General features: G+C 69.4%; 16 protein-coding genes and 1 pseudogene. 10 read left to right on the forward strand and 7 right to left on the reverse strand.

Annotation, left to right across the window (positions count from 1 at the left end; translation table 11 throughout):
* Window positions 1-11: 11 nt before the first annotated feature.
* Genes ACZYY4_RS13830 through ACZYY4_RS13840 form a run of 3 tightly spaced genes read left to right on the forward strand, consistent with a single transcriptional unit; the run spans window position 12 to window position 2,965 of the window.
* Window positions 12-869, forward strand: a complete 858-nt coding sequence (locus tag ACZYY4_RS13830) for a siderophore-interacting protein (protein WP_463810559.1) — start codon at window positions 12-14, stop codon at window positions 867-869.
* A gap of 4 nt (window positions 870-873) precedes the next feature.
* Window positions 874-2,034, forward strand: coding sequence for a lactate 2-monooxygenase (locus tag ACZYY4_RS13835; protein ID WP_463810560.1), 1,161 nt, complete (start codon window positions 874-876; stop codon window positions 2,032-2,034).
* Between the two features lie 31 nt (window positions 2,035-2,065).
* Entirely contained in the window at window positions 2,066-2,965 is a 900-nt protein-coding gene (locus ACZYY4_RS13840; RefSeq protein WP_463810561.1) for a tyrosine recombinase XerC, read from the forward strand.
* A 7-nt stretch (window positions 2,966-2,972) separates the two neighbouring features.
* Here ACZYY4_RS13840 and ACZYY4_RS13845 read toward each other — a convergent pair whose 3' ends face one another.
* A complete protein-coding gene (locus ACZYY4_RS13845) occupies window positions 2,973-3,626 on the reverse strand; it encodes a TetR/AcrR family transcriptional regulator (RefSeq protein WP_463810562.1) in 654 nt (217 codons plus the stop codon).
* Between the two features lie 128 nt (window positions 3,627-3,754).
* Here ACZYY4_RS13845 and ACZYY4_RS13850 point away from each other — a divergent pair, with 128 nt between their 5' ends.
* From ACZYY4_RS13850 to ACZYY4_RS13865, 4 genes and pseudogenes are all read left to right on the forward strand, one after another.
* Entirely contained in the window at window positions 3,755-4,897 is a 1,143-nt protein-coding gene (locus ACZYY4_RS13850; RefSeq protein WP_463810563.1) for a VOC family protein, read from the forward strand.
* Window positions 4,894-5,832, forward strand: coding sequence for a fumarylacetoacetate hydrolase family protein (locus ACZYY4_RS13855; protein ID WP_463810564.1), 939 nt, complete (start codon window positions 4,894-4,896; stop codon window positions 5,830-5,832). Before ACZYY4_RS13850 ends, ACZYY4_RS13855 begins: the two co-directional genes overlap by 4 nt.
* A 2-nt stretch (window positions 5,833-5,834) precedes the next feature.
* Entirely contained in the window at window positions 5,835-7,373 is a 1,539-nt protein-coding gene (gene mhpA, locus ACZYY4_RS13860; protein WP_463810655.1) for a bifunctional 3-(3-hydroxy-phenyl)propionate/3-hydroxycinnamic acid hydroxylase MhpA, read from the forward strand.
* A gap of 24 nt (window positions 7,374-7,397) precedes the next feature.
* Window positions 7,398-7,951: pseudogene (locus ACZYY4_RS13865) on the forward strand (pyridoxamine 5'-phosphate oxidase family protein).
* Here ACZYY4_RS13865 and ACZYY4_RS13870 read toward each other — a convergent pair.
* On the reverse strand, window positions 7,885-8,436 hold the full coding sequence (locus ACZYY4_RS13870) for a M23 family metallopeptidase (RefSeq protein ID WP_463810565.1): 552 nt from the start codon (window positions 8,434-8,436) through the stop codon (window positions 7,885-7,887). The pseudogene ACZYY4_RS13865 and the gene ACZYY4_RS13870 sit on opposite strands and share 67 nt — an antisense overlap.
* 235 nt (window positions 8,437-8,671) lie before the next feature.
* Here ACZYY4_RS13870 and rpsB point away from each other — a divergent pair, with 235 nt between their 5' ends.
* Genes rpsB through ACZYY4_RS13885 form a run of 3 tightly spaced genes read left to right on the forward strand, consistent with a single transcriptional unit; the run spans window position 8,672 to window position 11,800 of the window.
* A complete protein-coding gene (gene rpsB / locus ACZYY4_RS13875) occupies window positions 8,672-9,499 on the forward strand; it encodes a 30S ribosomal protein S2 (protein WP_463810566.1) in 828 nt (275 codons plus the stop codon).
* 15 nt (window positions 9,500-9,514) lie between these two features.
* The gene (tsf, locus tag ACZYY4_RS13880) at window positions 9,515-10,351 is read left to right on the forward strand and encodes a translation elongation factor Ts (RefSeq protein ID WP_463810567.1); all 837 of its coding nucleotides are present in this window, start codon (window positions 9,515-9,517) and stop codon (window positions 10,349-10,351) included.
* 33 nt (window positions 10,352-10,384) lie between these two features.
* Entirely contained in the window at window positions 10,385-11,800 is a 1,416-nt protein-coding gene (locus ACZYY4_RS13885; protein WP_463810568.1) for an amidase, read from the forward strand.
* A 57-nt stretch (window positions 11,801-11,857) separates the two neighbouring features.
* On the opposite strand, the gene ACZYY4_RS13890 is transcribed toward ACZYY4_RS13885, so the two are convergent.
* From ACZYY4_RS13890 to ACZYY4_RS13910, 5 genes are read right to left on the reverse strand one after another with little or no spacing between them, the layout of a single operon-like run.
* Window positions 11,858-12,277 carry a MarR family winged helix-turn-helix transcriptional regulator gene (locus tag ACZYY4_RS13890; RefSeq protein ID WP_463810569.1) on the reverse strand — a complete coding sequence of 140 codons (420 nt, stop codon included), beginning with the start codon at window positions 12,275-12,277 and terminating at the stop codon, window positions 11,858-11,860.
* Between the two features lie 39 nt (window positions 12,278-12,316).
* Window positions 12,317-13,795: a hydrogenase large subunit gene (locus tag ACZYY4_RS13895; protein ID WP_463810570.1), complete on the reverse strand. Its 1,479-nt coding sequence runs from the start codon at window positions 13,793-13,795 to the stop codon at window positions 12,317-12,319.
* Window positions 13,795-15,261: a proton-conducting transporter transmembrane domain-containing protein gene (locus ACZYY4_RS13900; protein ID WP_463810571.1), complete on the reverse strand. Its 1,467-nt coding sequence runs from the start codon at window positions 15,259-15,261 to the stop codon at window positions 13,795-13,797. Before ACZYY4_RS13900 ends, ACZYY4_RS13895 begins: the two co-directional genes overlap by 1 nt.
* Window positions 15,261-15,917: a hypothetical protein gene (locus ACZYY4_RS13905; RefSeq protein ID WP_463810572.1), complete on the reverse strand. Its 657-nt coding sequence runs from the start codon at window positions 15,915-15,917 to the stop codon at window positions 15,261-15,263. Before ACZYY4_RS13905 ends, ACZYY4_RS13900 begins: the two co-directional genes overlap by 1 nt.
* Window positions 15,914-16,867: a respiratory chain complex I subunit 1 family protein gene (locus tag ACZYY4_RS13910; RefSeq protein ID WP_463810656.1), complete on the reverse strand. Its 954-nt coding sequence runs from the start codon at window positions 16,865-16,867 to the stop codon at window positions 15,914-15,916. Before ACZYY4_RS13910 ends, ACZYY4_RS13905 begins: the two co-directional genes overlap by 4 nt.

A 16,867-nucleotide genomic window follows, 5' to 3' on the forward strand; every position in this document is an offset into this window, starting at 1 on the left:
GGGGAGGCAACGTGGCAGGACGACCGGTTCACACCTTCGCAGTAGTGCGTAGCGAGCAACTGTCGGAACATATGGTGCGGGTGGTCTTGGGTGGCACCGGATACGACACGTTCCGCCCGAGCGAATTCACCGACTCCTACGTCAAGGTTGTCTTTGTGCCCTACGGAGTCGACGTCGCCGCACTCCCGCAGCCGTTGACGCTGGACAGCTTCGACGGGCTGCCGGACGAGGATCGTCCGGTGATCCGCACCCTGACGGTGCGGCGCGCCGATCCGGTCGCCCGCGAGATCACCATCGATGTGTCCGTGCACGGCGACCACGGCGTCGCTGGGCCGTGGGCCGTCGGCGCACAGCCCGGTCAACCGGTCTATCTGATGGGCCCCAGCGGCGCATACGCGCCCGACCCCGCGGCCGACTGGCACCTGCTGGCCGGTGACGAGAGCGCGCTGCCGGCGATCTCGGCCGCCCTGGAAGCACTGCCGGACGACGCGGTCGGCAAGGCTTTCATCGAGGTCGCCAGCCCAGCGGACGAGATCGCGCTGACCGCGCCGCAGGGGGTGCAACTGAACTGGCTGCACCGCGGCGGGCGTGCCGATTCGGTCGGGCAGGATCGGGCCGGCGACAACGCCCCGCTGGTCGAGGCGGTCACCACCACCCTGTGGCTGCCGGGACAGGTTCAGGTGTTCATCCACGGCGAGGCGCAGGCCGTCATGCACAACCTGCGGCCCTACATCCGCAAGGAGCGCGGGGTGGAGGCCAAGTGGGCGTCGATCTCGGGTTACTGGCGGCGCGGTCGTACCGAAGAGACGTTCCGGCAATGGAAGAAGGAGCTCGCCAGCAAAGAGGCGGCAGAAGCTGCGGCAGGCTAGCGGCATGGCATTCGGGGACTACCAGTTCGAGATCTACCTGCAGGGCCTGGCCGGGGTGGTGCCTGCGCTGCCGATGACCTACACCGAATTGGAGGCCAAAGCCGCTGCGGCGCTTTCCCCGTCGGTGTGGTCATACGTCGCCGGCGGCGCAGGCGACGAGCGCACCCAGCGGGCCAACGTGACGGCCTTTGACCGATGGGGACTCATTCCGCGGATGTTCGTCGGCGCCGCCGAGCGCGACCTGTCGATCGAGATGTTCGGGTTGCGCCTGCCCTCGCCGATCTTCATGGCGCCGATCGGCGTCATCGGCATCTGCGCTCAGGACGGCCACGGCGACCTGGCCAGTGGACGGGCCGCGGCGGCGACCGGTGTCCCGCTGATGGTGTCCACCCTCACCGCAGATCCGCTGGAGGACGTCGCTGCCGAATTCGGCGACACACCCGGGTTTTTCCAGCTGTACACGCCCAAGGACCGGGAACTGGCCGCCAGCCTGGTGCGCCGTGCCGAGGCGGCCGGCTACAAGGCGATTGTCGTCACCCTGGACACCTGGGTTCCGGGCTGGCGTCCGCGGGATCTGGCGACGTCGAACTTCCCGCAGCTGCGCGGGCACTGCCTGGCCAACTATTTTTCCGATCCGGTGTTCCGCGCCGGGCTGGCTCAACCGCCCGAGGAGAACCCGCAGGCCGCCGTGCTGTCCTGGGTACAGACCTTCGGCAACCCGCTGACCTGGGATGACCTGCCCTGGTTGCGGTCGTCGACCGATCTGCCGCTGATCGTCAAGGGTATTTGTCACCCCGACGACGCCCGGCGCGCCAAAGACGGCGGCGTGGACGGCATCTACTGCTCCACCCACGGCGGGCGCCAGGCCAACGGCGGGCTGCCGGCGCTGGACTGCCTGCCGGAGGTGGTGGCGGCCGCCGACGGACTGCCGGTGCTGTTCGATTCGGGCATCCGCACCGGCGCCGACATCATCAAGGCCCTGGCGCTGGGCGCGACCGCGGTGGGAATCGGCCGACCGTACGCCTACGGGCTGGCGCTGGGCGGAGCCGACGGGATCGTGCATGTGCTGCGCTCGCTGCTGGCCGAAGCCGACCTGATCATGGCGGTCGACGGTTACCCGTCACGGCTTGATCTCACCCCGGACACGCTGCGGCGCGTCACCTGAGCGATTGGGCGGCTTCTGCCACCGTGAGCCGGTGGACGCGATTCTCGAGGAGTTCGACGACTACCTGGCCTTGGAGCGGGGACGTTCCGAACACACCCGGCGGGCCTACCTCGGTGATCTGCGTTCGCTGTTCGTATTTCTCGGCGAGCGCGGCCACCGCGGCATCGACGGCCTGAGCCTGCCACTGCTGCGAAGCTGGCTGGCCGAGCAGGCCGGCGCCGGTGCGGCCCGCAGCACGCTGGCCCGCCGCACCTCGACGGTCAAGACCTTCACCGCCTGGGCTGCCCGGCGCGGCCTGCTGACGGCGGATCCCGGTGCGCGTCTGGCGCTGCCCAAGGCCCGCCGGACCCTGCCCGCGGTACTGCGCCCAGATCAGGCGCACGCGGCGATGATCGCCGCGAAATCCGGTGCACAGCAAAATGATCCGCTTGCGCTGCGGGACCGATTGATCGCCGAACTGCTCTATGCCACCGCGGTGCGGGTCAGCGAACTGTGCGGCCTGGACGTCGATGACGTCGACAGCTCACGCCGGGTGCTGCGGGTGCTCGGTAAAGGCAACAAGCAGCGGACCGTGCCGTTCGGCGTGCCGGCCGCCGAGGCACTGCAGGCCTGGCTGGCCCGCGGGCGCCCACCGCTGTCGACGGCGGAGTCCGGCCCGGCCCTGCTGCTCGGAGCCCGCGGCGGGCGCCTGGACCCGCGGCAGGCCCGCACCGTCGTGCACCAGACCGTTGCCGCGGTCGGTGGCGCGCCCGATATGGGGCCGCACGGGCTGCGCCACAGCGCGGCCACTCACCTGTTGGAGGGCGGCGCGGACCTGCGCGTCGTGCAGGAGTTGCTCGGCCATTCCAGCCTGGCCACCACGCAGCTCTACACCCACGTCACCGTCGCCCGGTTGCGCGCGGTGCACGACCAGGCCCACCCCCGGGCCTGACGACTACTCAAGCCGCAGACCCCGTGTCGTTGATGTCGGGCAGTGGTCGGCGGCAGATGTCGTGTGCCTCGTCAGCGGGCATGCCGAACAGGCGCAGGACGTCTTCGGTGACCCGGTCGGCGCAGTGGGCGTCGTCGCGGTCGGGTTGATTCTGCAGGAGTTGGCCCAGTCCGAGGAGCGCGCCGCCGGCGACTGAGAGCGCCAGCTCAGGGTCGTCCACGTGAAAGCGGCCGGCCCGGGCGGCGGCGGTGATGTCGCGGAGCGCGCGGGGAGCCAGACCACGGTCGGAGGACAGCAGGCTCAAGCCGTTGGCGAGCAGGATCTGGCTTTCCTGCGGTCGTCGGCGAAACAGCCGCCCGGTGAGCCGGAAGCTGCAGGCAAACGCTTCGGCGGGATCGTCGATCGGTGCGGTGAGCTGATCCAGCAGTGCGCCGTGGATGTCGAGGACCTCGGCGACCGCGGCGTCGAAAAGCTGTTCTTTGCTGTCGAAATGGTTGTAGAACGAGCCCATCCCGATGTCAGCGGCCTGGGTGATTTCCAGCACCGGTGCGTTGAGCTTGCCGGCGGCGATGAACCCCTGGGCCGCCTTGATCAGGGCCGCGCGGGTGCGTTGTTTGCGCCGCTGCACACGGTTGACGGGCACTGCTGGTTGAGCGGTCATGGTCACCTCAGCTTCACTGGCGTCCCGATTTTAACAGGAATAACCACTTTTGAGGATTTCGTCAGATCTACCTTGACTGAGCGTCGTGTCGTGTGTGACGATTTCGTCAGTAAAGCGGAGGGGTTGGGATGAGTGACCGAATCGGCACCCGTGGCGGCCCGCACAGCGACCTGCACAGCGAGCAGGGCGCGCGCATCGGCGAGCATCGGGGCCGGTCGCCCAATCCGGTGATCAAAGTCGTCGATATTGCCTGGCTGGAGTTCGAGAAGTCTGACCTTGCCCGCGCCGAGGCGTTCGCCCGGGCGTTCGGGTTCGCCACCGTGCTGCGCACACCGGGCGAACTGCAACTGCGCGGCAGCGACCCGGGGGCGCCGTGCGTGGTCCTGCGCCGCGGGGCCCGCAGCCGGTTCGCCGGCGTCGCGTTCCGGGCCGCGGACGAGGCCGACGTGCTGCGACTGGCGGAAGCCAACGGTGCGCCGACCCGGGCGCTGCCGGACACCATCGGCGGACTGTCGGTGGATCTGGCCGACCCGAGCGGCGTGCCGGTCCGCGTCGTCGCCGGCATGCATGCCCTGCCCGCACTGCCCGGCCGGCAACCGCACGTCTTCAACTTCGGCCACGATCTGCACCGCACGAACGCCACGACCCGCCCACCCCGGGTTCCCGCCACGGTGCAGCGCCTCGGCCACGTGGTACTGCAAACCCCCAGGTACACCGATGCGCTCAACTGGTACCTCGACAACCTGGGCATGATCGTCAGTGACTTCCTGTACTTTCCCGGCCAGCGCGAGCGGGGACCGGCGCTGAGCTTCATCCGCTGTGACCGCGGCGCCACGCCCGCCGATCACCACACGCTCGCGCTGGCACTGGGGCCGGCGAATCGCTACGTGCACTCGGCGTATCAGGTCGGCGATCTCGACGCACTGGCCGCCGGTGGCGAGTACCTGCGCGAGCGCGCCTATCGCCGGTCGTGGGGGATCGGCCGCCACATTCAGGGCAGCCAACTGTTCGACTACTGGCGTGACCCCGACGGTTTCCTGGTCGAACACTTCGCCGACGGTGACATGTTCGACAACACTCTCGAACCCGGCTGGGCGCCGTTCACCGGGTCCGGCCTGGCGCAATGGGGACCGCCGGTCACCAAGGACTTCCTGGGCATCAGACCCGGCCAGCTACCAGGCGAGGCGCGAGCGGTCATCGGCGCGCTTCGCGGCGACAACGAGTTCGACCTCACCCGCTTGCGCGGATTGCTGAAAGCAGCCAACTCATGACCACTGCCATCCTGCGCACCACCGAGGGCTGGTGGGTCAAAACGTCCACCGGCGCCGCACCGATCGCCACCACCGCGACCAGCACCGGCGAGCTGCTCTCCGACCGGGCGGCCATCGAGGCCGCCGCGCGCGGCAGCGACACCGTTGCGCACGAGCGCGGCACACTGATCTCTCCGGTCACCGCCCCGTGCCGGGTGGTCGCACAGATGACCAACTTCACCTCGCACGTCAAAGACGCCGGCATGGACCCCAAATCGGTGCCGCTGACCTTCTTCCGAAAGGCCTCGGGATCGATCAACGGCCCGTGCGACGACATCATCAAACCCAGCCACGTCCGGTGCTTGGACTACGAGGTGGAGATCGGCCTGGTGCTCGGCCGCGATATTCCGGTCGGCACCGCTATCTCCGAGTCCAACCTTTCCGACTACATCGCCGGTGTCGTCGTGACCAACGATGTGTCCGCGCGCGATATCCAGCTGCCGCAGACGCAGTTCTACGAGGCCAAGTCCTATCCGACCTTCACCCCGGTCGGGCCGCAGCTGGTGTTGCTGGACGCCGCCGAACTCAAACGCTTCGGGGAGCTGCGGCTGCAGCTGCGGGTCAACGGCGAGCTGCGCCAGAACTCCACCGTCGGCGCCGACATGATCTATCCGCCGGTGCAGGCGCTGCAGGCACTGGCCCGGTTCCAGCACCTGTCCGCCGGAGACCTGGTGTTGACCGGCACGCCGGCGGGTACGGCGCTGAGCGCTCCGCCCAAGGCGGTCGAGATCCTCGCCTCGTTGCTGCCGCCGGCAGTGAAGTGGAAGGCCTTCTTCAAGCGGCAGGCGGCCAACCCCAAGTACCTGCGCGACGGCGACGTGGTGGAAGCCGCGGTGGCCACCGACGACGGTTCGATCGACCTCGGAAGCCAGCGCTCCACGGTCAGGTACGGGTGAGGATGGCCGCCGAGGCCGGCCGCCATGTGCCGGTCGTCATCGTCGGCGCCGGGCCCACCGGCGTCGCCGCAGCCACCCTGCTGGCCCAGTACGGTGTCGAGACTCTGCTACTCGAGCGCTGGGCCGACGTGTATCCGCAACCGCGCGCTGTGCATATGGACGACGAGAGCTGCCGCATCGTCGCGCGCCTCGGCCTCGCGGAGGAGTTCGCCGCGATCTCGCGGCCCGCGCATGGACTGCGGCTGGTCGACGAACAAATGGGCGTGCTGGCCGAATTCCGCCGTGACACCACGTGCAGCGTCCACGGGTTCCCCCAGGCCAACATGTTCGACCAACCCGAGTTCGAAGCCCTGCTACGCGCCAACCTGCAGCGCTACCCGAGTGCCGAGTTACGGGGCAACGCCGATGTCACCGACATCGCCGATGACGGCCGGGGACGCCTGCGGGTGCGCTTCACCGACCGGACCGCCGGTGACGAACACGTCGTCGACGCCGACTACCTGCTGGGTTGCGACGGTGCCAACAGCATTGTGCGGGCACGGATCGGCGCCCGGATGCGCGACCTGCACTTCGAGCAACGCTGGCTGGTCGTCGACGTCGCCAGCGCCGCCGACCTTCAGCAATGGGACGGCGTTCATCAGGTCTGCGACCCGCGGCGCGCCGGCACCTATATGCGGATCGGCGACACCCGCTATCGGTGGGAGTTCCAGCTGCTGCCCGGCGAAACCGCCGCCGACTTCGCTGGCCTGACCGACCTGCGGCCGCTGCTCGCGCCCTGGCTGGCCCACGTGGCAACCGAACGGCTCGAACTGATCCGGGTCGCCGAATACACCTTCCGGGCCCGGATCGCCGACCGGTGGCGCCGCGGCAACATCTTCCTGCTCGGTGACGCCGCGCATCTCACGCCGCCATTCGTCGGCCAGGGCATGGGTGCGGGGTTACGCGACGCGATGAACCTGGCCTGGAAACTCGCCGGCGTGGCCGGCGGCGCGCTGCCGCGCACCGTCCTGGACAGCTACCAGCAGGAGCGCCAACCGCACACCCGGCACATGATCCAGCTGGCGCTCACGATGGGCTGGTCGATGACCGCCGGCGGCGACGCCGGAAACCTGCTGCGCCGGCTCGCGCTCCCACGGCTGCAGCTGGTTCCCGGACTGCGTCACAAACTCCTCGACAGTGCGACCCCCGCGCTGCACCGCTCGCCACTGGTCATCAAGGCCCGCACGCCGCGGCGCTTGGCCGGCTCGCTATGCCCGAACCCGGTCCTGCCCGGCGGGCAGCGCTTCGACGCCGTGCTGGGAGCCGGCTTCGCCGTCGTGAGCAGCACCCCGCTGGACACTTTCGAGCAGACGCTGCTTGCGCGGCGCGGCGCCGTCGGGCACACCGCCCAACCCGGCGGCGAGCTCGCCGAATGGCTGCGTCGCGGCCACGCGACGGCGGCGATCATTCGGCCCGACCGCACTGTGATGCGCGCCGGCCGGCAGGTGCGGACGCTCTGCGAAGCCACGCCGGTGTTTCGCCCCGCCGGCGTCTGCCGATGAAACCCGATGAGAGGACCGATCGACATGCTGCTGCCCCTGGCGTCGGAGCCCTTTGCGATTCCCGCCGATCGCGACATGCTTCCGTCTGAACGGCGAGAATTTGTGCGCACCCACCGCACCTGCGTTTTCGGTCATCGGCGCCGCCAGGACGGGCCCGCGATGTCGGTCGTCTACTACGTACCAACCGACGACGACGAGCTGCTGGTCTCCACCATGGCGGGGCGCGGGAAGGCCCGGGTGGTGGCCAGGGATCCGAAGGTCAGTCTCTGCGTTCTCGATGAACGCTGGCCCTTTGCCTACCTGCAGGTGTACGCCGACGCGGTCGTCGAACGTGACCCCGACCTCGTCGTCGACGTCATGATGGCTGTCGGCGCCCGGATGTCGGGTCAGCCGCTCGGTGACGAAGCGCGCCCGACCGTAGCGGCGATGGCCGTCGAGGAGAACCGCGTCGTGGTGCGCTGCCGCCCGTACGCGACATTTGCCCAGCCGCCCCGCCACCTGCATCGCACGATCAGGAGGAGCGGATCACCCACTGGGTGTCGGGGCTGGTGTCATGGGATGCGCCGGACCGGGCGTAGCTGCCGCCCAGCGGCTTGAGTCGGATCGGCGTGCAGGCCAACAATCCCAGCGGGTCGACGTAATCGGCTCGCGAGGCCGGACCCCACATCGCACCCCAGTGCAGGCACGCCTCGCACCCCGGATGGCCTGGCTCCAGCGTGCCGATCACCGTCTCGGCCGTCACCAGCTGGCCGGGGCGCACCGCGGCCCGCACGGGCTGATAGCTGGTCCGCAACCCGCCCGGATGGGCCAGTGACACCGTCGGCACCCCACCGGTCAGCCCGGCGAACACCACCGTCGCCGGCGCGGCCGCATACACCGGTTGGCCCGCGACGCCGGCCAGATCCACCCCTCGATGTCCGCGCTGCCAGTCTGGGCGCGGCGCATCGAATCCCCGCACCACCACCGGCCGCGGACGCAGCGGCCAGTTCATCCGCAGGGTGTCGCCGTGCGCCGGCGCGGCCAGCAGCAGGCCCGCGACCAGGAACAACGCCGTAAACCGCATTCGGCGAGTTTCCCGCGGCAGCCCCCAAACCGGCCAGTCACCGCTGTGGACAAAGCACCTGTTCGCAGCGTGTAAACTCACATGCGCGGTCCGCTTCAGCGGGCTGACTTCGCGTGTCTGCACTCACAACCGGATGCCGGCGGTCCCCGACAGGGGTCCGGCACCTCAGCAGGCACCAGGGCCCGGCCTCACCCGACGCCGGGCGTCAACCGACAAATAAGGACATGGCCGGACTATGGCTGTTGTAACCATGAAGCAGCTGCTTGACAGCGGCGCTCACTTCGGGCACCAGACCCGTCGCTGGAATCCCAAGATGAAGCGGTTCATCTTCACCGACCGCAACGGCATCTACATCATCGACCTGCAGCAGACGCTGACCTTCATCGACAAGGCGTACGAGTTCGTCAAGGAGACCGTCGCGCACGGCGGCACCGTGATGTTCGTCGGCACCAAGAAGCAGGCGCAGGAATCGGTCGCCGCGGAGGCCACCCGGGTCGGGATGCCCTATGTCAACCAGCGCTGGCTGGGCGGCATGCTCACCAACTTCTCCACCGTGCACAAGCGCCTGCAGCGGCTCAAGGAGCTCGAGGCCATGGAGCAGACCGGTGGCTTCGAGGGTCGCACCAAGAAGGAAATCTTGATGCTGACCCGGGAGAAGAACAAGCTGGAGCGCAGCCTCGGCGGTATCCGCGACATGGCCAAGGTGCCCTCGGCGGTGTGGGTCGTCGACACCAACAAGGAGCACATCGCCGTCGGCGAGGCCCGCAAGCTGGGCATCCCGGTGATCGCGATCCTGGACACCAACTGCGACCCCGACCTGGTCGATTACCCCATCCCGGGTAACGACGACGCGATCCGCTCGGCGGCGCTGCTGACCAAGGTGATCGCCTCCGCGGTGGCCGAGGGCCTGCAGGCCCGGGCCGGTCAGGGCAACGGCGAGGGCAAGGCGGAAGCCGAAGCGGTCGAGCCGCTGGCCGAATGGGAGCAGGAGTTGCTGGCGGGTGCCACCACCTCGGCGCCCGACGCCGCCGCCGGCACCGAGACGACCACCGACGCATCGTAGGAAAGGCACACAACAGTGGCGAACTACACCGCTGCCGACGTCAAGCGGCTTCGGGAACTCACCGGCGCAGGCATGATGGACTGCAAGAACGCGCTGGCCGAGAGTGACGGCGACTTCGACAAGTCCGTCGAGTTGCTGCGGATCAAGGGCGCCAAGGACATCGGCAAGCGCGCCGAGCGGGCCACCGCCGAAGGCCTGGTCGCCGTCAAGGACGGCGCGCTGATCGAGCTGAACTCCGAGACCGACTTCGTCGCCAAGAACGCCGAGTTCCAGGCACTCGCCGACGAGGTCGTCACCGCCGCCGCGGCCGCCAAGACCGACGACGTCGAGACGCTCAAAGCGGCTTCGATTCCCGGGGGCGGGGGCACCCGCACCGTCGCCGAGGCCATCGAGGCGCTGTCGGCCAAGATCGGCGAGAAGCTGGAGTTGCGGCGGGTCGCCTACTTCGGCGGCACCGTGGAGGCCTACCTGCACAAGCGGGCGTCGGACCTGCCGCCGGCGGTCGGCGTACTGGTCGAGTACACCGGTTCGGGTGCCGGGGCCGTCGAGGCGGCTCATGCCGTGGCGCTGCAGATCGCCGCGCTCAAGGCCCGCTACCTGACCCGCGACGACGTCCCCGCAGACGTGGTGGCCAACGAGCGCCGCATCGCCGAGGAGACGGCCAAGGAGGAGGGCAAGCCCGAGGCAGCCCTGCCCAAGATCGTCGAGGGCCGGGTCAACGGGTTCTTCAAGGACACCGTGCTGCTGGACCAGGCGGCGGTGTCGGACTCGAAGAAGTCCGTCAAGGCGCTGCTCGACGAGGCGGGCGTGACCGTGACCCGTTTCGCGCGGTTCGAGGTCGGCCAGGCCTGAGCCTGATCGGGCGCTACTTGCTAGCGTCAACGCATGCAACATGTGCACGCCTTCGGCGACGACGCGCTCGGCGACTCCGACGCGGTCGGCCTGGTTGAACGGATCAGATCAGGCGACGTGTCGCCCGCCGAGCTCGTCGAAGCCGCGATCGCACGCACCGAGGCGGTCAACCCGCAGCTGAACGGACTGGCCTACCAGGCGTTCGACCGGGCTCGCGAGACGGCATCGGCGCAGCGCGGCACCCGGGGATACTTCGCGGGCGTCCCGACGTACGTCAAGGACAACGTGGATGTCGCCGGGATGCCGACCATGCAGGGCACCGACGCGTGGCAGCCGCACCCGGCGGCCGCCGACGGTGATTTCGCCCGGCTGTACCTGGGCACCGGGCTGATCGCGCTGGGCAAGACCCAACTGAGCGAGTTCGGGTTCAGCGCCGCCGCCGAGCACCCCCGGCTGGGTGCGGTGCGCAACCCGTGGGATACCGACTACACCGCGGCGGCGTCGTCGTCGGGTTCGGCGGCATTCGTCGCGGCCGGGGTGGTGCCGATCGCGCACGCCAACGACGGCGGCGGCTCCATCCGGATCCCGGCGGCGTGCAACGGGCTGGTCGGCCTCAAACCGTCGCGGGGCCGGCTGCCGCTGGACAAGGACATGCGTGCCATGCCGGTGCGCATCGTCTACAACGGGGTGGTGACCCGCTCGGTGCGTGACACCGCGGCCTTCTACGCCGAAGCGGAACGGATCTGGCGCAACACCAAGTTGCCCCCGGTCGGCGACGTCGCCCAACCGGGCGCCCAGCGGCTCAAGATAGCGGTGATCACCCAATCGATCCAGCGCGAGACGTCGGCGGAGATGCGCGAGCTGACCATGAAGACCGCCGCGCTGCTCGAGGAACTCGGCCACCGCGTCGAGTACGTCGACCGCCCACCGGTGCCGGGGCACTTCGCCGACGACTTCCTGCTCTACTGGGCGTTTTTGGCGACCGCGCTGGTGCGGGGCGGGCGACGGATGTTCGGTCCCACCTTCGACCGCAGCCGGCTGGACAACCTGACGCTGGGGCTGGATCGCTATGCCACCCGGCACCTGTACCGGCTGCCGCTGGCGATCGGCCGGCTGGCGAGCCTGCGCCGCCACACCGCGCGACTGTTCCGCAATTACGACGTGGTGCTGACCCCGACGCTGGCCCATGAGACTCCGAAGGTCGGCCATCTGGATCCCACTGCCGACTATGAGCAGATCATCGACCGGTTGATGGACTGGGTGGCGTTCACCCCGCTGCAGAACGCCTCCGGCGACCCGGCGATCTCGTTGCCGCTGGCCGAGTCCGCGGCCGGGCTGCCGGTTGGCATGATGTTCAGCGCCCACTTCGGCCAGGACGCCCGGCTGCTGGAGCTGGCCTATGAACTGGAGGCGGCGAAGCCGTGGCCCGTCATCACCGGCCGGCGCTAGCGGCGATCGCGAGCACGGCGAAGCCGGGCGAAGCGGGTCGCCGCCATCAACCTAGGGTCACTGTTCGCCGATCCGTTCCAACATCTGCCTGAACCGCTGCTGCTCGGCGTGAGACAGGGCGGCCAGCACGCGGCCGTCCGCGACCCGCACCGCGTCCTCCGCCTGTTTCAGCAGGTCCCGACCGGCGTCGGTCAACGTCGCCGGCAGCGCCCGCCCGGACGGTACCGATTGCGGCCGGCTCACCGCACCCCGGTTCTGCAGCCGGTGCAGCACGGTGTTCATGGCCTGCGGTGTGACGCTGCTGTGCCGGGCCAACTCGGCGCTGGACAGTCCCGGACGCAGCGAAAGCACTCGCATACAGACGAATTCGGGCAGCGTCAGACCCAGCGGACCGAGCGCCGCCGACACCTGCGGGCGCAGCGCCGAGCTGACCCGGTACAGCAGATAACCCAGCGGAGCGCTGTTCACGTCACCCATATCAAACATCCTGACATACAGCGCGAGCGTGCCGAGCCGCTATAAGTCGTTTCCCGCGTAGGACATGTTGAAGCTTTTGTTCGTCAGCGGGAAGTCCGGGACGATGGTGTCGGCCATGGAAACCGGCAGGGCGGGCCAGTTGAACCAGGACGGGTCGACGATCTTGGCGCGGGTGATGACCCCATCGGCATCGACTTCCACCCGGTGCACGATGGTGCCGCGCCACCCCTCGACGATCCCCACCCCGGCCCCGGCCCCAACCGGGTCGGGCATCTCCGCCCGGACGTGGATCGGCCCGCGATGGCCGTCGATCAGGTTGCGGCACAGCGCCACCGAGGCGGCGAATTCGTCGCGGCGGACGGTATAGCGGGCGAGCACGTCGCCGGCTGTCGCCGTCGCCTCGGTTACCGGCAGGTCGGTGCTCGGATGGTCGAGGCGGGCATCGGTGACGAGCCCGCTGGCCCGTGCCACATAGCCCAGCGTTCCGATCGCTTCCGCATCCTGGCGGCGCAACACCGAGGTGCCGGCGAACCTGTCGTAGATCACCGAGTTCGCCAGGGTCAGCTCGGCGATCTCAGCGACGTCGTCGGCCAGCGCCTGCAGTCGATCCGGGTCGGGAAGGGCTTGCAGCACAACACCTCCCGGTCGGATCGCCCGCCGCAGCAGCCGATCTCCGGTCACCTGCGCGTTGATGCGCAGCAGTTGTTCGCGGGCGCGTTGGGCGTGTGCGTTGGCCAGCCCGAAGCCGACATCGTTGGCCAACGCGCCAAGGTCGGCGGCGTGGTTGTAGAGGCGCTCCAGTTCGACGAGCAGGGCGCGCAGCCGGTGCACCGGCTCGGGTGGTTCGACACCGAGGGCCTGCTCGACGGCCATGCTGTGTGCCAGCGCGTGTCCGGCGGAGGTATCACCGCTGATGCGCTCGGCGAGTTCGACGGCGGCGGTGGCGGGCCGGCCGTGAAACAGCCGCTCGATTCCGCGGTGCACGAACCACAGTCGTGCCTTGAGTCGCAGCACCGATTCGCCGACCACCGAGAAGCGGAAGTGACCCGGCTCGATCAACCCGGCGTGCACCGGCCCCACCGGAATCTCGTAGACGCCGGCCCCCTCGACGTTGAGGAACGGAAAGCGGCCCGCCGCAGCGAAATCCGGTGGTTCCCCGGCGTCGTTGCGCATCGGGTGCCAATCCTGCGGCCAGTGCGCGTGCCGCACTAGCCGGCGCGGTTGCGGATGGCCGACCGGGGTGATGCCGTACAGATCCAGCATTTCCCGCTCGAAGCGGCCGGCCTGAAACGACAGGCGGGCCAGGGAGGGTATCGAGGGCTGGTCTGCCGGAATGGTCAGGGTCAGCTCGGTGCGGCGGTCCGGCCGGCCCGCCAGGAACAGATACACCACCCGCAGGGTGTCCCCGTCGTCATGGGCGGCCACCAGCGCGAGCCGGAAGCCCTCGGCCAGCAACACCGCGGCCGCGTCGGCCAGCTCGGCGCCGGTGACTGGTTCAGAGCGTGTGATCGGAGCCATCACAGCGCCCCGAGTTGGCTTGCGGCGGTGGCGAACAGGCCTGCGAGCGGTCCTGCGGTCACTCCCAGGGCGAGTGAGATCAGCACTCCTGTCACGAGCGCGGCCGCGACCGTCACCGGCACCCGGATCTGTCGGCCGTCGGCGCTCGGTGCGCCCAGCAGCATGCGGCCGGTCTTGGCGATCAGCGCGGCGAACGCGATCACCAGCCCCAGCAGCGCCAGTCCCAGTGCCCACGCCAGCCCGGCGTCGGCCAGTGAGATCGCGATCGCCAGCTCGCTGGCGAACATCGCGAACGGCGGCAGGCCGAGCAGGACCAGCATCCCGACCGCGAACGCGCCACCGACCAGCCGTGATCTGGTGAACACCGCGGTGATCTCGCTGATCGCCGTCGTGCCGTGGGCGGCCTGCAACTGGCCGCCGGCCAGGAACAGCACCGTCTTGCCGACGCCGTGCGCCAACACGTGCAGCAGCAGCGCGGCGATCGCCAGCGCGGTGCCCGCCGCTGCGGCGACCGCGATCAAGCCCATCGTCTCCATCGACGAATAGGCGAGCATCCGTTTGAGATCGGTGGTGACGGTCAGCAGCAGCGCGGCGATGAGCAACGTCGTCAATCCGGTGGACAGCAGCGCGGTCCGCAGGAAGGCGGGGCCGGCAGCGGCGTCGATGATCGGCTTGATCCGGATCAGCACCGAGAACGCGACCGACAGCAGCACTCCGCTCATCAACGCCGAGACCGGCGCCGGGGCCTGGCTGTGTGCATCGGCGAGCCAGGTGTGAAACGGCGCCAGACCCATCTTCGCGCCGTAGCCGATCAGCAACAGCGCACCCGCCAGCCGGGTGACCGCCGGGTCGAGTCCGCCGGCGTGCGCGGCCAGGACGTCGAGGTGCAGGGCGTCCTCGCTGCCGGCACCGGCGTGGCGAGCGGCGAAGTGCAACAGGACGGTGCCCAGGAACGCGATGGTGATACCCACCGAACACACCATGACGTACTTCCAGGTGGCCTCCAGCGCGGCACGGCTGCGGTGGTGGCCGACCAGAAACGCTGTGACCACCGTGGTGGCCTCAACGGCGACCCAGACCACGCCGATGTTGTTGGCCGACACCGCAAGAGCCATCGCCGCCAAGAACGCCGGGGTGAGGATGCCGTACAGGCGCGCACCGCGCCGGTCGGTCACCCCGCGGGCCAACTCGGCGTCGACATAGCCGATGCTCGCCCAGGTGGCCAGGCTGCCGACGACGCCGATCACGATCAGCATGGTCACCGACAGTGCGTCGGCGCGCAGCAGGCCCGACAGGGCCAGATGTGCACGGTCGCCGACCTGAAACCCCAGCGCGACACCGCAGCCGAGAATTGTCAGCGCCGAGAGCAACGTCACCACGGCGCTGAGCCGGCGCCAGCCGGCCACGACGGAAAACAGTGACGCCACAACGGGTGTCACCAGCGGAAGCAGCATCAACGGTGTCATCAGTCGTGCAGCTCCCGCAACAGGTCCAGATCCACGCCGCCGAAAGCGTTGCGCAGTCGCCCGGTCAGCACACCGAGCACGATCAACACGAACAGCACATCCAGCGACGCACCGAGTTCGACGATCAGCGGGACACCGGCGGTCAGCAGGAAGGCGGTGGCGGCGATCCCGTTGTCCAGCATCAACAGTCCGACCGCCTGCGAGATGGCATGGCGGCGGGTCGCCATCATGAACAGGGCGATCAGCACGGTGGCGATGGCGGCCGGGGCGGCATTGGTCGCGGCGCTGCGCTGCAGGTCGACCACGGGCTGGGCGATGGTGAACGCCATGACCACCAGGGCGGTGACCACCAGCAGTGACGCAGCGGTGCTGACCAGGGGAGTGGCCTCGCGACGTTCCTGCCGTTCAGCGCCGAGTGCGCGGGCCAACAGCCACGGCAGTGCGACGGCGCGCACGGCCAACACCACGATCCCCACCGCTACCAGGGCCCGATCATGATCGTGCACGCCGCGAATGATCGGGATAGCGGCCAGCGCGGCGCCCTGGGCGACGAGCAGTCGCTGCACCACCGCCGACAGGTCCCGGCGCCAGACGGCCAGCACCGCGGCCAGCAGCACCCCGCCGGCGGCCAGGTCCAGCATGTTGTTGTAGTTCATCCGCCCGCCCCGGTGAAGAAGTTCGCCGCCGTGACCGCCAGCAATGCCAACAGGAAGGACCCGGCCAGCAACTCGGGCACCCGGAACAGTCGCAGTTTGGCGAGGAACACCTCGACTCCGGCCAGGACGGTCGCGAGTAGCGCCACCTTGACCGCGATCGCACCGGCACCCACCGCCACGTCGATCAGGCCTGGGTCCGCTCCGGCGATGCCCCACGGGAAGAACAGGTTCGCCAGCAGCGCCAGCAGCACCGTCAGCCGCATGCCGCTGGCCCACTCGACCAGGGCCAGCTTGGGGCCGGCGTATTCGAGCACCATCGCCTCGTGCACCATCGTCAGCTCCAGATGGGTGGCCGGGTTGTCCACCGGCAACCGGCCGGTCTCGGCGACGATGACGATCACCAGCGCGACGAACGCCAGCGCGCTGGCCAGTGAGACCACCTGGCCCGGGTGCTCGATGGTGTTGCCCACGATGGCGCCCAAATTGGCCGAGCCCGCCGGGATCGAGAGGGCGAACACCGCCAGCAGGATGGTCGGTTCGACCAGAGCCGCGATGGTGATCTCCCGGCTTGCGCCCATTCCTCCGAATGCCGTCGCGGTGTCGATGCCGGCCAGGGTGAGCGCCACGGTGCCCAAAAACAGCAGTCCCACAACGGTGATCAGGTCGGCGACCGGGTCCAGCGGCGATCCCGTCGCCACCAGCGGTGCCGTGGCGACGATGACCAGCGTGGTGGCGGCCAGCGCTGCCGGCGCCGTGGCGAACACCCAGGTGGTGCCCCGCGGGTTGAGTGTCTGCTTACCCAGCAGCTTGCGCACGTCGCGCCACGGCTGCCAGATCCCGGCACCGACGCGGCCCTCGGCGCGCGCCCGGACCTGGCGCATCAGGCCGATGACCAGGGGGGCGCCGGCGACGACACCGGCGACCTGCACGAAACCGGCCAGGAAGGCCAC

It is taken from the genome of Mycobacterium sp. IDUB_21, from assembly GCF_055419425.1.